The organism is Marinobacter sp. VGCF2001 (assembly GCF_049943275.1).
Lineage (GTDB): Bacteria > Pseudomonadota > Gammaproteobacteria > Pseudomonadales > Oleiphilaceae > Marinobacter.
The window spans coordinates 46,707-60,224 of the sequence record NZ_JBNFVX010000009.1 but is presented as its reverse complement, the minus strand read 5'-3'; the positions used below and the strand labels follow the sequence as shown (position 1 = coordinate 60,224).

At 57.9% G+C, this 13,518-nt stretch carries 12 protein-coding genes and 1 riboswitch; of the genes, 4 read left to right on the top strand and 8 right to left on the bottom strand.

All coding sequences use genetic code 11. The features are described from left to right. Positions 1-112 precede the first annotated feature (112 nt). From ACP2AU_RS10455 to lpxL, 7 genes are all read right to left on the bottom strand, one after another. Positions 113-1,021, bottom strand: a complete 909-nt coding sequence (locus tag ACP2AU_RS10455) for a lysophospholipid acyltransferase family protein (RefSeq protein ID WP_426376085.1) — start codon at positions 1,019-1,021, stop codon at positions 113-115. Further along, positions 1,018-2,436 (bottom strand): mannose-1-phosphate guanylyltransferase/mannose-6-phosphate isomerase, encoded by a 1,419-nt coding sequence (locus ACP2AU_RS10450; RefSeq protein ID WP_426376084.1) that lies wholly within the window; start codon positions 2,434-2,436, stop codon positions 1,018-1,020. Before ACP2AU_RS10450 ends, ACP2AU_RS10455 begins: the two co-directional genes overlap by 4 nt. A 78-nt stretch (positions 2,437-2,514) precedes the next feature. Then, positions 2,515-3,219, bottom strand: coding sequence for a YrbL family protein (locus tag ACP2AU_RS10445; protein WP_426376083.1), 705 nt, complete (start codon positions 3,217-3,219; stop codon positions 2,515-2,517). Then, on the bottom strand, positions 3,212-4,213 hold the full coding sequence (locus ACP2AU_RS10440; RefSeq protein WP_426376082.1) for a glycosyltransferase: 1,002 nt from the start codon (positions 4,211-4,213) through the stop codon (positions 3,212-3,214). The genes ACP2AU_RS10445 and ACP2AU_RS10440 overlap by 8 nt, the downstream gene beginning before the upstream one ends. Beyond that, on the bottom strand, positions 4,210-5,328 hold the full coding sequence (locus tag ACP2AU_RS10435) for a glycosyltransferase family 4 protein (RefSeq protein WP_426376081.1): 1,119 nt from the start codon (positions 5,326-5,328) through the stop codon (positions 4,210-4,212). Before ACP2AU_RS10435 ends, ACP2AU_RS10440 begins: the two co-directional genes overlap by 4 nt. Positions 5,329-5,333: 5 nt before the next feature. Then, positions 5,334-6,293: a mitochondrial fission ELM1 family protein gene (locus ACP2AU_RS10430; RefSeq protein ID WP_426376080.1), complete on the bottom strand. Its 960-nt coding sequence runs from the start codon at positions 6,291-6,293 to the stop codon at positions 5,334-5,336. Beyond that, positions 6,290-7,258: an LpxL/LpxP family Kdo(2)-lipid IV(A) lauroyl/palmitoleoyl acyltransferase gene (gene lpxL, locus ACP2AU_RS10425; protein ID WP_426376079.1), complete on the bottom strand. Its 969-nt coding sequence runs from the start codon at positions 7,256-7,258 to the stop codon at positions 6,290-6,292. Before lpxL ends, ACP2AU_RS10430 begins: the two co-directional genes overlap by 4 nt. Positions 7,259-7,359: 101 nt before the next feature. Here lpxL and waaA point away from each other — a divergent pair, with 101 nt between their 5' ends. Then, the gene (waaA, locus tag ACP2AU_RS10420; RefSeq protein ID WP_426376078.1) at positions 7,360-8,613 is read left to right on the top strand and encodes a lipid IV(A) 3-deoxy-D-manno-octulosonic acid transferase; all 1,254 of its coding nucleotides are present in this window, start codon (positions 7,360-7,362) and stop codon (positions 8,611-8,613) included. Positions 8,614-8,656: 43 nt separating this feature from the next. Here the strand turns inward: waaA and ACP2AU_RS10415 are convergent, their stop codons facing one another. Beyond that, a complete protein-coding gene (locus tag ACP2AU_RS10415; protein ID WP_426376077.1) occupies positions 8,657-10,018 on the bottom strand; it encodes a TolC family outer membrane protein in 1,362 nt (453 codons plus the stop codon). Between the two features lie 187 nt (positions 10,019-10,205). Continuing rightward, a riboswitch (TPP riboswitch) is annotated at positions 10,206-10,319 on the top strand. An 80-nt stretch (positions 10,320-10,399) separates the two neighbouring features. Here ACP2AU_RS10415 and thiC point away from each other — a divergent pair. From thiC to ACP2AU_RS10400, 3 genes are all read left to right on the top strand, one after another. Further along, positions 10,400-12,277 carry a phosphomethylpyrimidine synthase ThiC gene (thiC, locus tag ACP2AU_RS10410; protein ID WP_426376076.1) on the top strand — a complete coding sequence of 626 codons (1,878 nt, stop codon included), beginning with the start codon at positions 10,400-10,402 and terminating at the stop codon, positions 12,275-12,277. Positions 12,278-12,393: 116 nt separating this feature from the next. Beyond that, complete coding sequence (locus tag ACP2AU_RS10405) at positions 12,394-13,014, top strand: NUDIX domain-containing protein (RefSeq protein ID WP_426376075.1); 621 nt, start codon at positions 12,394-12,396, stop codon at positions 13,012-13,014. Continuing rightward, positions 13,011-13,496 carry a DUF1249 domain-containing protein gene (locus ACP2AU_RS10400; protein ID WP_426376074.1) on the top strand — a complete coding sequence of 162 codons (486 nt, stop codon included), beginning with the start codon at positions 13,011-13,013 and terminating at the stop codon, positions 13,494-13,496. Before ACP2AU_RS10405 ends, ACP2AU_RS10400 begins: the two co-directional genes overlap by 4 nt. The last annotated feature ends 22 nt before the right edge of the window (positions 13,497-13,518 follow it).

Sequence of the window (13,518 nt, the reverse complement as noted above, 5' to 3'; positions counted from 1 at the left end):
TCAAAATAAGAACGGGCCTTAGTATACACTTGCTCTCGCCCGGATGCCTGCCCCTGAGGGTTGGTCGGAGCTCGGAGCCATCAGGCTAAGAATTGTGGCTGTGGGGCTCTTTTTACCGGCAGATTTTGTTGGGGTAGTAGGGGTTCGGTTCTCCCGCTGGGCGATGCCGAAGCCGTTTGTACTCCCACTGGTATTGGGCGGGGGCCAATCTGACAACACGTTCCACGGAGTGGTTCAGTGCGGTAGCGGCCACAACGGGATCGGGGTCGCCATTGCCTGGCGCAGCCTCTTCTACAACAATGCGAAAGCCCTGGCCGCCGGGCAGGCGTTCGGCGAACGCCACCAGTGCGTTCGCCCCGGTTTTCTGGATCAGCCGGTTGACCAGTGTCATTGTGCGGACTTCTATGCCGAAGAAGGGCGCGTAAGCGTTGGTTTTCCCCCGCGGAGACTGGTCCGGCAATATGCCAGCCACGCCGCCTTCCTTGAGAATGCCCATCAGGCGAAGGAGTCCTCTGCGGTCACCTCGAACCAGTTCCGAGCCAAGACGCCCACGCACCCGAATCATGTAGTCCTCGAACTCTTTAATGTGGGGAGGGCTGTACAGCGAGGCCATCTTGTAACGAGATGAAAAAAACAGCCCGGTCAGTTCCCAGTTACCCAGGTGCGGCGCGAGGAGAATCAGGCCTTTTCCTGACGCAATCGCCTGGTCAACCAACTCCAGCCCCCGGGTTTCCTTGATGAGGTTGAAGCACTTTTCGACCGGCCATTCCCACATCAAAGGGATCTCCATAGCGGTCATACCGGTATGCGCCATGGAGCCCCGGGATAGCTGCTTTTGTTCCGTAGGGGAGAGCTCCGGCAGGCAGAGCCGGATATTCACGTCCGTGGTTTTCCGGGAGCGGCCGTTCGAGTACCACGCCAGAAGCCCCCCAAGCCGGCCGATTCTCTGGGCAAGTCCCAGTGGTAGCAGACCGGCGAGGCGCAGAAATCCCGCAATCAGAAAGTATTTGAGCTTGCTCATGACCGGCCGTAAAGGTCCTCATATCGGACAATGTCGTCTTCGCCAAGGTACGAACCCGATTGCACTTCGATAAGCTCCAGGTCAATCACCCCCGGATTCTCCAGAGAGTGCACCTGGCCAACGGGGATATACGTCGACTGATTCTCGGTCACCAGATAGGTTTTCTCGCCGTTGGTAACCCTCGCGGTACCGCTGACCACAATCCAGTGCTCGGCTCTGTGATGATGCATCTGCACCGAGAGTTTGGCGCCGGGTTTCACGGTGATGCGTTTGACCTGGTAACGACTCCCGCTGTCAATGGAATCATAAACGCCCCAGGGCCGGTACACTTCCCGGTGGTTCATGTGCTCGTGGCGACCGTCGTTCTTGATGGCTTCCACCACTTTTTTGACATCCTGAACCTGATCTTTGTGGGCAACAAGCAACGCATCCTTGGTTTCGATAATCACCAGGTCTTTCACGCCGACGGTGGCCACCAGCCGGCTGTCGGCCCGAACCAGAGTGGTTTCGGTGTTGTGGGCAATGACATCGCCGGAAAAGCAGTTGCCGTTGGCGTCCTTGTCACTCACCTCCCAAAGGGCAGACCAGGAGCCGATATCGCTCCAGCCTGCATCCAGAGATACCACAACCGCGTTGTCGGTTTTTTCCATAACCGCATAGTCGATGGAGTCTTCCGGGCATTCGGCAAAGACGCTTTCATTCACTCGGGTGAAGTGCAGGTCCTCACTGGCATCGTCCAGCGCTGCCTGGCAAATGGCGAGGATGTCGGGCCGGTGTTTTTGCAGTTCCTGCAGATAGGTGCGGGCTCCGAACAGGAACATACCGCTGTTCCACAGGTAATCACCGGAGCTCAGGTACTCCTCGGCCGTCTTCTGATCCGGCTTCTCGACAAACCGGCTTACCTGGAAACTGTCGTCTGCCAGTTGAGAGCCTTGCTGAATGTAACCGTAGCCGGTTTCGGCATGGCCCGGCACAATTCCGAAAGTGACCAGCTTGCCTTGCTCAGCCTGCGGAATGGCCTTGCCGATACCGCTCTGAAACGCCGCGACATCCTTGATCAGGTGGTCGGCGGCCAGCACCAGCATCAGCGGGTTCTGACTGTCGTCCGTATTTTTGATCAGTTGCAGAGCGGCCAGCGCGATGGCCGGTGCGGTGTTGCGACCGCAGGGTTCCAGAATGATGTGGGCGTCGGTGTAGCCAGACTGGCGCATTTGCTCGGCTGCCAGAAAGCGATGATCCTCGTTGCAGATCAGCAGGGGGTCAGCCGAATCCATACCGTCCAGCCGCGCCACGGTTAATTGCAGCATGGACAGCCGATCATCCGTCAGTTTCAGGAACTGTTTTGGGTTCAGTTGCCTGGACAGCGGCCAAAGGCGTGAGCCGGTGCCTCCGGCCATAATGACGGGATGAATCATGGTGCGCTCCGGGTTGTGAAAGTTACCGATACTGACGTTCAACGTGGCCCGTATCTTACCACGGAGCCCCGCCGGGGTTTATCTTAAGCGTTGGAAATCTTCCCAGGAGAGCCCCTCAGAATTTTGCTCCCACGCCAGCCGTTTTCTGAAGCGGCGAAGTTTCCTTGCGATAAAATGCGGGCTCCAGCCAGGTACCAAGGCTAAGGCTTGCGGGATGGCGGGAGCCCCCAGGCCATCGACCAGAAACAATTCCGGCCGGCCGGTACGATCGGTTACCACCAGATTGTGCGGTAGCAGATTGCGGGTGAGTATCCGGGTTTGAGTGAGCCAGGCTTCAAATCGATGGATGGCATTCCATAGCTCTGGCGTTGCCTGTTCGTTGCGGATCAGAGATTCGAGCGTGGGGGCGATGGCACCGTCAGCGCCGCGAATTAATTCACTTTCATTCGCCGTGCCGAGGCTGGTTTCGACGGTGCCAAAAAATTGTGGCAGATGACCCCACAGCACGTCTGCGCTATCAACTTGTTTTAAATGCTGCAAGGCGGTTTGTTGATGGGCTCTCAACTCCTGGGTGTTGTCATTGAGGCGGGCTTTTCCCAAGAGGCGCTTTACCGGAGACTGTTTTCGATACCTTGCCTGTATGCTTTCTGGCCGAATTACTTTCAGGCATCGATCAGGATTGTCCGGGTGTTGAAAGCAGAAGCGATTGGCACCCTGTGCAAACGGGAGGAGTGAGCTCAGGTCGATAACCATCGCGCCGGGTCGTTGGTGGGTGTTACTCATCCCGGATCACCTCCTGGTATACCCGCAGGGTATTTTCAATCATGGCGTCAATAGTCAGTTCACGGGCAGCATAATCGCGGGTAGTGGCTTGAGTCTCTTCCAGTTCAGGAATGGGCGTATTCAGCAGCGCGGCGAGCGTGTCGATATCGCCGATCGGACAGATATGTTGAGGGGGAAGTAGCTCATTGGCTACGGGAACATCTGTTGAGATTATAGGTTTGCCCGCCAGCAAAGCCTCGGCACAGACATAAGAGAACCCCTCTCTTCTAGAAGAGATAACTATTGCGTCGACGGACTGCATCAGCCTGGGAATCTGAGCCTGATATCCCAGCAACTTTACTCTGTCCGCTAACCTGAGCTGCTCGACTTTTTTTTGCAGTGGCTCTCGCTCCTCCCCGTCGCCTGCAATCAGAAGGGTGCCTTTGACCTTAACAAAAGCATCGATGAGATGATCAAAACCCTTCGCGTGAACCAGTCGGCCAACCGCTAGCCATATGGGGTGGTCACAAACATCCAGGGTGCAAGGTGGCGCCTTTTGGGTGTCAACGCGGATGCCGTTGTAGACCACCGTTGTTGATTGACCGATATCGCGGGCAAGAGCATGGCTAACCGCAATAATTGCTGAGAAGCGCTTCGGGGACGGATACCGCGACTTGAAGTTATGAATCGTTGCTATGTATCTGGGGGTGGGTAAGATCGCGGACAGAGGCTGGATGGTCGCTGCAGCTTTGCTCCCCTGAGCATGAATGATGTCGAATTTTTGCCTCCGCTGGGCGTTGACGATTGACCGGATCAGCGGAACCGAATATCGGGATGCATTGGTATTAACCGGATATCGGAGGATTCTGCTGTCGAGCGATTGAAGGTGTTCAGCCGCCGACATACAGGATACCGAAACACCCGCATTCGCCAGCCCATTGGCCAGGTCGCTGAAGTGTTTTTCCATGCCTCCGTTTGCCGCGGGGGGGGAAAGCATCAGGAGCAGAACTTTCACTGAGCGAATTCCTGTTGGGCCTGGAGGGCTGCTTCGTAGACCTGCAACGTTGATTCAGTCTGCGCCTTCAGCAAAAAACGCTCGGGCAGCGTAATATCCGGCCGGGGTTTGTTGAGTAGCCCCAGAACTGCGCCGGCAAAGGCGCCGGTATCATCCGGAGTTACCAGGCCATCACGAAAACAGGCCTGCAGCGTTTCCGCCGCGCCACCGCGATTATAGGCCACCACCGGTGTGCCCGATGCCAGCGCTTCGGTGACGGTGCGCCCGAAAGGCTCCGGCTTTGTCGACATATGGCACACCAAATCGGCCAGCAGGTAAAGATTGGTCATATCGTTACGCTGGCCCAGAAACGTGACCTTGTCGGTTAATTGTAAACGGCTCCGTTCTTTTTCCAGCTCCTGCAGAAAGCGTTCTTTTCCTGGTTCAGCGCCACCCACGATGATGCCGTGGCAGTCCGGGCGTTGGCGTACAATACGTGCCATAGCCTCAAGAAAGTGCAGCTGACCTTTCCAGCGCGAAATGCGGCCCGGCATCATGATGATTTTTTTCTCAGCCAGTTGCGGAAATCTCCCGAGGATATGGTCTCGCCACTGCTCGTTGATGGCACGGTCCCGGAAGGCGTCTATGTCGACGCCACGTTGAATGACGGTCAGCCGATATTCCGGCACTGAAAAGTGGTTTAACACATAGTCGCGCACACAGTTGGATACGGCAATCACCTGATCCGCCTTCGCCATAACCGCACTGTAAGGGTTCACCGAGTACATACCGTGAAAGGTGGACACCAGCGCTGGCCGTTCTCGTTCCGGCAAGGTCTTCAGTGCCAGATGAATGATCCAGGCCGGCATTCGTGAGCGCACGTGTATGAGGTCGGGCTGTAATGTCTGGATCAGCCGGCGCATCGGCAGAATCTGGCCGAACGAAGACGGCGATTTGCGGTGGATCGGCATATGAATATGGGTAGAGCCCTGGCCTCGAACCTGCTCGGCCATGGGGCCTCCGTTCGAAACCACAAAGGACTCATGGCCACGTTTGACCAACTCCGCGGCGAACTCCACCGTGCCGCGTTCAACGCCGCCGCTGTGTAATGCCGGCAATGCTTGCAGGACTCTCAAAATCGTTACTCCCTGCCTCTGTTCTGGTGCTTGGCGAGAAATTGTTTGATCAGCCATCGGGCTGCCCGGTCTGCCTCCCAGAGTTTTGTCTGATGTTCGGCCTGGTGTGTCATAACCGAGGCATGATCTGCCCAGTGCGCCACAAGTCCCCGTTGTAACAGATGTTCAACGCCTTTAGCCACCCGGCTGCCCTTAAGGGGCGCGAGCTCCAGCAGCCCGGTGGGCACGCCGGAGGTAATCGCTTCGCACACCATAGACTGACTATCCGGCGTCACCCACACCGCTCTAGATGCGGCGAGTTGATGGTTGAGCCAGCTGTCGTGGGTTTGATGGTGGCTGACCACGGAAACTTTGGGGCTCTGTAGTTCGGATAGTTTCTCAAACACAGTGTCTGGCGTGCGGCGTGAATCGCTGATGGTCCACCGCCAGTCTGGATAGCGGGCCATTAAGTCGCTTAACTGGGCGAGAATGGCGTCGTCATGCCAGTCAAAATGCGCCGATGGTCCGCCGATAAGCGCCAGCGCCTCGGGCTTGCTGGTGAGCCTGGCCAGTGGGGTGGCGGCGTTGATAACGCCTTCGGTCATCAGAACGTTGCGGCCGGGTTTGACGTTGTCGTGTGCGGGTATCAGCGCCGCGTCGATCCAGTGGATGGGAAAAGCGGGCTTCATCAGCACCACCGATTTGGCCTGCTTATGGCGCCGCAGCGCCAGCAACAGTCTGTGGGTACCGGTACCCGCAGCTATGATGAGCGCTGGCTGTGGCAGCGTGGGTAAAGAAGCGGGGGCTACGCCCAGAAGTGCCCGCCAGAGCGCAACCGGATAGTCTGGCGCGCTGACCCAGTGGATATCCGCACCCGCCAATACCCGCAAGCGGTTGCCCAGACCGCGCAACTGGTTTTTGTGGCCGGGCTTGTTGTCGGTCAACAGCCAGATCACAGGCGCAGAGGCGTCGGAGCCCTGGCTCAAGACCGCCTCTTCTTCTTTCGCTTGGGGCCATAAAAACCGGGGTCAGCCGGGTCCGGCCGCGTTTTGAAGCGGCGGTGCATCCACAGATACTGATCCGGTGCCTTGCGGATTTCCTGTTCGATGATGGCATTAACGCGGGTGGCATCTTCAAGATCGTCACCGCTGGGAAAGTTTTCCAGAGCAGGGTGGAAGTAGATGTCGTAGCCGGGGCCGTCTTCGCGCCGAAAATGGCTGAACGGTACGACCTTGCATTTGCTTCGTTCCGCAATACGCGACGTTGCCGTAATGGTGCCCGTGGGAATTTTGAAGAAGGGCGCGAAGACGATGTCCTTCCGGCCATAATCCTGATCGGTGGCATACCAGACAGCGCGGTTGTTTTTCAGGCACCGGAACAGACCGCGAAGATCCCGGGCGCCCAGAACTTTGCCATAGCGGCGGCCGCGGGCCCGGGTCATCACGGCATTCATCAGTGGGTTGTTGTGATCCCGCTGCATGACGTCAGCCTCAATGTACTCGGTCGCCAGGCTACCGCCCAGATCCAACGTGCTATAGTGGCCTCCGACCAACAACACGCCATGCCCCTCTTCGAGCGCTTGCTCGAAATGTTCGAGACCGTGAACTCTGGTGATCTTTTTGAGTTTCGATGCATCGCGAAACCAGGCAACACCAATCTCCAGCAAGCCAATCCCATTGGCAATAAAGGCATTGCGTACCAAGGCGGCCTGTTGTTGCTGGTTAAATTCAGGAAAGCACAGCCGGATGTTCACCTCGGCAATGTGGCGCCGGCTTTTAGCCAGCTTCCAGGCCACCAGCCCGGCCATCTTGCCCAGCCACCATTGCAGGCGCAGCGGCAGTTGCGCGACCAGCCACATAACAGCGATGCCCAGCCAGGTTGGCCACCAGCGAGGATGGCGATAGGCGGAATAGTCAGTATTGCGCGGTTGTTTGCGGTACTTCTTCTTCAAAATCGTGAATCCTGCATCGACAAACGGTGTGCCGGGGGGCAAGATGCCCTTCCACAGCTATTTTTTCCTATGATAACGCACTGTTTTGCCGGGAGTCCTGTGTGTTCCAGTTTATCTATTCCCAACTGATTCGCCTTGTACTGCCGTTTATCCTCATCCGGCTCTGGTGGCAGGGGCGCAAGGCTCCTGGCTTGCGGCAGGATTGGCAGCACCGTTTGGGTTGGGTGCCGGAGATTTCCGGGCCGGTAATCTGGGTGCACGCTGTGTCTGTGGGTGAAACGATTGCGGCGGGGCCGCTGGTGCGTCGCCTGCTGGCCCGGAACCTCGGGGCCACCATCCTGATGACCGCCATGACCGATACCGGCCTGGCCCAGGCCCGGAAAATGTTCGGTGACAGAGTAACCTATGCCTACGCTCCCTACGACACCCCGGGGGCAATTCGCCGCTTTCTGAACCGGGTGAATCCGAAGATTCTGGTTATCCTTGAAACGGAAATCTGGCCCAATATGATCCGCCAGTGCCGCCGCCGCCGGGTGCCGGTATTTCTGATCAATGCCCGGTTATCCGAGCGCTCAGCGCGCGGTTACGAGCGAGTCAAAGGGTTGGCAGCGCCGATCATGAAAAGCATTACCTGGGTTGCGGCACAGGCTGACCCCGATGCCGACCGGTTCCGGCGTATCGGGGTTGCCGCATCCCACGTGGAGGTCACCGGCAGTGTGAAGTTCGATGTCGACATACCGGACTATGTGCGGGTCGCCTCAAAATCACTGCGTGAAGCGTTGGGCGATCGCCCCGTCTGGATTGCAGGGAGCACCCACTCCGGCGAAGACCCGCAACTGCTGGAAGCACACCGGGCCATTATTCGCCAGCACCCGAACGCGTTATTGATCATCGTGCCACGGCATCCGGACCGCTTTGATTCCGTGGCAGAGCTGGCGGAAAAAGAGGGTTTCAGGGTGGCACGCCGGTCCCGCAGCGATCATCCGGCCGATGCCCAGGTTTACCTGGGGGACACCATGGGGGAGCTGATGATGCTCTACGGAGCCAGTGACATTGCGTTTGTGGGTGGCTCGCTGATCGAGCGGGGCGGCCATAACCCTCTGGAGCCCGCAGCCTGGGGCATACCGGTGTTTTCGGGGCCACACGTATTCAATTTCGAAACCATCTACGAGCACCTGCTGGCCGACAATGGCGTGCAAGTGGTCGAAGGCGCCGATGCTCTGGCCAGGTGTCTGGTCAATCTGATGGCGAACGATAAAGAACGCAGGGCTTACGGTGAGCGCGGGCTGCGCGTTGTCGAGAAAAACCGGGGGGCGCTGGACAAGGTGGTCGAAGGAATAATCGAAAGGCTCTAGCCCCGGATAACCAGATGGCACCCGGGGCCGGATTTCAGATCGGTTACTGGGTAGGGTCGTCCAGTGTCCGGTCTTCCTCTGCCAGGGCCTCGATTCCCCGGGCTCCCTCGCTCAGCCAGTTGTTCAGATCCACCAGATCCTGAGGGCTCAGGGTTCCGGCAGCCTGTTTGAGCTGCAGTGTGTTGATCACATAATCGTACCGTGCATTGGCATAATCCCGCAGGGCGACATAGTACGCCCGCTCGGCGTCCAGCACTTCCACGATGTTGCGGGTACCCACCTCGTAACCGGCCCGGGTGGCATCCAGGGCGCTGCGGCGTGAAATAATGGTTTGCTCAAGGGCCGAGGCGGTCTCCACGTTGTTATTCACTGTCAGGAACAGGCTGCGGGTATTCACCTGCACATCCCGGCGAACGGTGTTCAGGTCTTGCTCCGCTGCTGTAACCAGCGAACGTTGCTGGCGCACGCCGGCCTGGGTGCCGCCGCCGGTGTACAGGGGAACATTGAGCTCCAGGCCAATAACACCCTGGGTGCCTTCCTGCTGAGTGGATTTGGCGCCATCCAGTTCCGATTCGCCATAGGATGCCACCAGGTCCAGCGTTGGCATATGGCCAGACTTGGCGACCTTCAGGTTGGCTTCACTGGCATTTAACTGGAACAGTGCGGCCTGAATAGACCAGTTCTGGTCGAGCGCAGTGGCCTCCCATTCGCTGGGGTTCAGTGGCTCCGGACGACCAAGCGGGAAGTTCTCCCGCAGATTCTCAAGGTCTTCGGCGTATTCGCCGGTCAGTCGCGCCAACTGCTCGCGGGCTACGTTCAGCTGGTTTTCTGCCGCAATGCGCTGGCTCTTGCTGTCGTCATAGCTGGCGCGGGCTTCATACACTTCGGTAATGGCAATCAAGCCGACATCGAAGCGCTCCTGGGCCTGTTCATACTGGCGCTGGATTGCCGCTTCGGTTGCCCGGGCGGTGGAGACGGTGTCTTGCGCTCGCAACACGTTGAAATACGCGGTTGCAACGTCGAGGATCAGTTGCTGTTGGGCCAGATTGTACTGGGCCTGGGCCGCTTCGGTCTGAAACTGGCTGGCGTCGTAACGGAACCAGTTATCCGCACGGAACACCGGCTGTGTCAGCTGTACGCCGTAATTGAACGCTTTATAGCTGTCGCCGGGGCCATTCTTGGCATCGAAGTCCGTGTGGTTCCCTTCAGCGAACGCGCCGACCTGGGGTAGCAAACTACTTTTGCTGACATCGCTGGCCGCCTGCTGCGCCTGAAACTGTGCCAGGGCGGATGCGATACCCGAGTCATACGACAGCGCCTGTTCGTAGGCATCCACGAGATCCAGAGAAAAGGCCGGCTGGGCCGCCAGCAAGGTGATCAATCCTGGAAGTAAACGTTTCTTCATTATCGCTCCTGAAAACTATCTCCGGGCATCCGTGATCTGGACACAGGTATCGGTAGGCCGTCGCGCGGGTCGCGAGCATCCTCGCAACCGTGACCCAAAGGTATTGGTGGACCATTATGGACAATAATCGTTCCCGTCTCTACACTTGAGAAGCTCACTCACTTTGTGGGCCAGACAGATTATTTATCGCGTCTTGACGGGGTGCTGAATCACCATGAACCGGTGATCGGCTGAGATTGCAACGCAGAACCCGCGACCTGATCCGGATAATACCGGCGTAGGGATTAAGGCCGTACGAATCATGCCAAAGCCGCATTTATGCGCAGTGTCGGCATGGCTCCGTCATACGCGACCCGACCACTCAATTAACGGGAGCAGACGATGACGGACCTTCCTTCCTACCTGAGCGATTCTGCGCAAGTAGATTCTGCAGCAATCAAACCATTACCAAGCTCACGAAAGATATACGTGCAGGGTAGCCGACCCGATCTTCGCGTGCCAATGCGGGAAATTACAGTGAGCGATACCCCCACGGACATGGGGGGCGAAAAAAATCCTCCGGTGATGGTGTACGACACCTCCGGCCCCTATTCCGACCCCGAAGCGACGATAGATTTGCGAAAGGGCCTGAAACCACTGCGCCAGGCCTGGATTGAGGAACGGGGTGATGTTGAGCAGTTGCCTGAATATACGTCGGAATTCACCCGCCGGCGGATGAAAGACCCGCAGCTGGACCCACTGCGTTTTATGGATGAGCGCAAACCACTGCGCGCCAAACCGGGCAAGAACGTCAGCCAGATGCACTATGCCCGCCAGGGCATCATTACGCCCGAAATGGAATTCATCGCTATCCGGGAAAACATGAAGCTGCAGGACGCCCGTGAAAACGGCCTGCTGGCCGACCAGCATCCGGGCCAGTCATACGGCGCCAACCTGCCGCCGGAAATTACCCCTGAGTTCGTGCGTGAGGAAGTGGCCCTTGGCCGCGCGATCATTCCTGCCAACATCAACCACCCGGAAACCGAGCCGATGATCATTGGCCGGAACTTCCTGGTGAAGATCAACGGCAACATCGGCAATTCCGCTGTCAGCTCGTCCATCGAAGAAGAAGTGGAGAAACTCACCTGGGGCATCCGCTGGGGCTCAGACACGGTGATGGATCTGTCCACCGGTAAAAACATTCACGAAACCCGCGAGTGGATCATCCGCAACTCGCCGGTACCGATTGGCACCGTGCCCATTTACCAGGCCCTGGAAAAAGTCGGTGGCGTGGCCGAGGATCTGACCTGGGAAATCTTCCGGGATACCCTGATCGAGCAGGCCGAGCAGGGCGTGGATTACTTCACCATTCATGCCGGCGTGCGCCTGCACCATGTGCCGCTGACGGCCAAACGGACCACCGGCATCGTCTCCCGGGGTGGTTCCATCATGGCCAAATGGTGCCTGGCGCACCATAAAGAAAGCTTTTTGTACGAGCATTTCGAAGACATCTGCGAAATCATGAAGGCCTACGATGTCTCCTTCAGCCTCGGCGACGGCCTCCGCCCGGGTTCCATTGCCGATGCCAACGATGCCGCCCAGTTCGGTGAACTGGAAACTCTGGGTGAACTTACCAAAATCGCCTGGAAGCACGACGTTCAGTGCATGATCGAGGGCCCCGGCCATGTGCCGATGCACCTGATCAAAGAGAATATGGATAAACAGCTCGAATGCTGTGACGAAGCGCCGTTCTACACCCTGGGCCCGCTGATCACCGATATCGCACCGGGCTACGACCACATCACCTCAGGTATTGGTGCGGCCATGATTGGCTGGTATGGCTGCGCCATGCTCTGCTACGTCACACCCAAGGAGCACCTGGGGCTCCCCAACAAGGACGATGTGAAAACCGGCATCATCACCTACAAAATTGCCGCTCACGCCGCCGATCTGGCGAAAGGGCATCCGGGAGCCCAGGTTCGGGACAATGCGCTTTCCAAGGCCCGTTTTGAGTTCCGTTGGGAAGACCAGTTCAACCTTGGCCTCGATCCTGACACCGCCCGGGCCTATCACGATGAAACCCTGCCGAAAGAATCGGCCAAAGTGGCGCATTTCTGCTCCATGTGCGGCCCCAAGTTCTGCTCCATGAAGATCTCCCAGGAAGTGCGGGATTACGCCGCCGAGCACGGCATGGATGAAGTCTCCGCCATCGACGCCGGGATGCAGGAAAAATCCCGGGAGTTTGTGGATGCCGGCAGTAAGCTTTACGACAAGGTGTAGGCGGCCGGGGCTCGGCATTTACTGAGCCCTGAAGCACTCGGTGGGCGGGGTGTTAACTTGCACCCCGCCCCGGCTCCCGCTATCGTTCAAGGCCGAATATGACGCCGGGATGACCGATGCCAAAACCGTTTCAGTTCCAGGCCAGTGACGTCCGTGTTGTTAAGCGTGAGACCGTGTTTCAGGGTTTTTTCCGCATGGATAAGTTCTGGTTGACGCATCCGCGCTTTGATGGCCGAGAAATGCCTGTCTTCACCCGCGAGCTCTTTATTCGCGGAGATGCCACCTGTGTGCTTCCCTACGATCCCGAGCGCGATGAAATTGTTTTGCTGGAACAGTTTCGCCTGGGGGCATTGGAGCGCGATCAGTCGCCCTGGCTGCTTGAACTGGTGGCGGGCATGAATGAAGAGGGAGAAAGCCCCGAAGATGTGGCCCAGCGCGAAGGGCAGGAGGAAGCCGGCCTGAGCTTCAGCCGCCTGGAGAAAATCTGTGACTACATGGTGTCCCCCGGTGGCACCACGGAAATGATTCACCTGTATTGTGGCCAGATCAGCACAGCCGCTGCCGGTGGCGTTTTCGGCGTGGAGCATGAGCACGAGGACATTCTCAGCCACATCGTGTCCGCCGATGAGTGCTTCGCTATGATTGCCGATGGCCGGATCAATAATGCGGCGGCGATTATCGCCATCCAATGGTTGCAGCTCAACCGGGACAGGCTGCGCCGGGAGTGGCAGCCATGACCGAGTGGGTAAAGCGACCCAAAGCGTACGTGCCGGATTTGCGCCAGTTAGGTGCCTTGTGTGATGGCAATTACCAGCGCCTGCGGAAATTGCGGCAACTGGAATCCGACGGTAAGCCCGTGTGTGAATTTGAACTGCACCGGGAAAACCAGTATCTGGGCCGGGTCCGCATCGAAGTGCTACAAACGGCGAAGTTCACCGAAACGCTCTTGCTCGAGCAGGTGCACAACAGCGGGCGCTGGCTAAACAATCCGCGCATCACCGTGCGGGTATATCATGACGCCCTCATGGCGGAAGTCATCAGCTGCTACCGCCAACGCCACATTGCCCCCGTGAATGACTATCCCAACCGGTTCATGCATCACCCGGACGAAAAAGCCCAGGTAAACGGATTTCTTGCCGACTGGCTGGACTATTGCCTTAAGTTCGGGCATTTGCCCATGGAGCACGCGGCCTGGTCAGCAGGCGAGGGCATTGAATAATTGCCGCTCCCGGTCTCTGCAC

Excerpts from the sequence above, each read along its gene's own strand:
- ACP2AU_RS10450 (WP_426376084.1), bottom strand. The coding sequence starts at position 2,436 with ATGATTCATCCCGTCATTATGGCCGGAGGCACCGGCTCACGCCTTTGG.
- ACP2AU_RS10445 (WP_426376083.1), bottom strand. The coding sequence starts at position 3,219 with ATGAGTAACACCCACCAACGACCCGGCGCGATGGTTATCGACCTGAGC.
- ACP2AU_RS10400 (WP_426376074.1), top strand. The coding sequence starts at position 13,011 with ATGACCGAGTGGGTAAAGCGACCCAAAGCGTACGTGCCGGATTTGCGC.
- thiC (WP_426376076.1), top strand. The coding sequence starts at position 10,400 with ATGACGGACCTTCCTTCCTACCTGAGCGATTCTGCGCAAGTAGATTCT.
- ACP2AU_RS10415 (WP_426376077.1), bottom strand. The coding sequence starts at position 10,018 with ATGAAGAAACGTTTACTTCCAGGATTGATCACCTTGCTGGCGGCCCAG.
- ACP2AU_RS10455 (WP_426376085.1), bottom strand. The coding sequence starts at position 1,021 with ATGAGCAAGCTCAAATACTTTCTGATTGCGGGATTTCTGCGCCTCGCC.
- ACP2AU_RS10405 (WP_426376075.1), top strand. The coding sequence starts at position 12,394 with ATGCCAAAACCGTTTCAGTTCCAGGCCAGTGACGTCCGTGTTGTTAAG.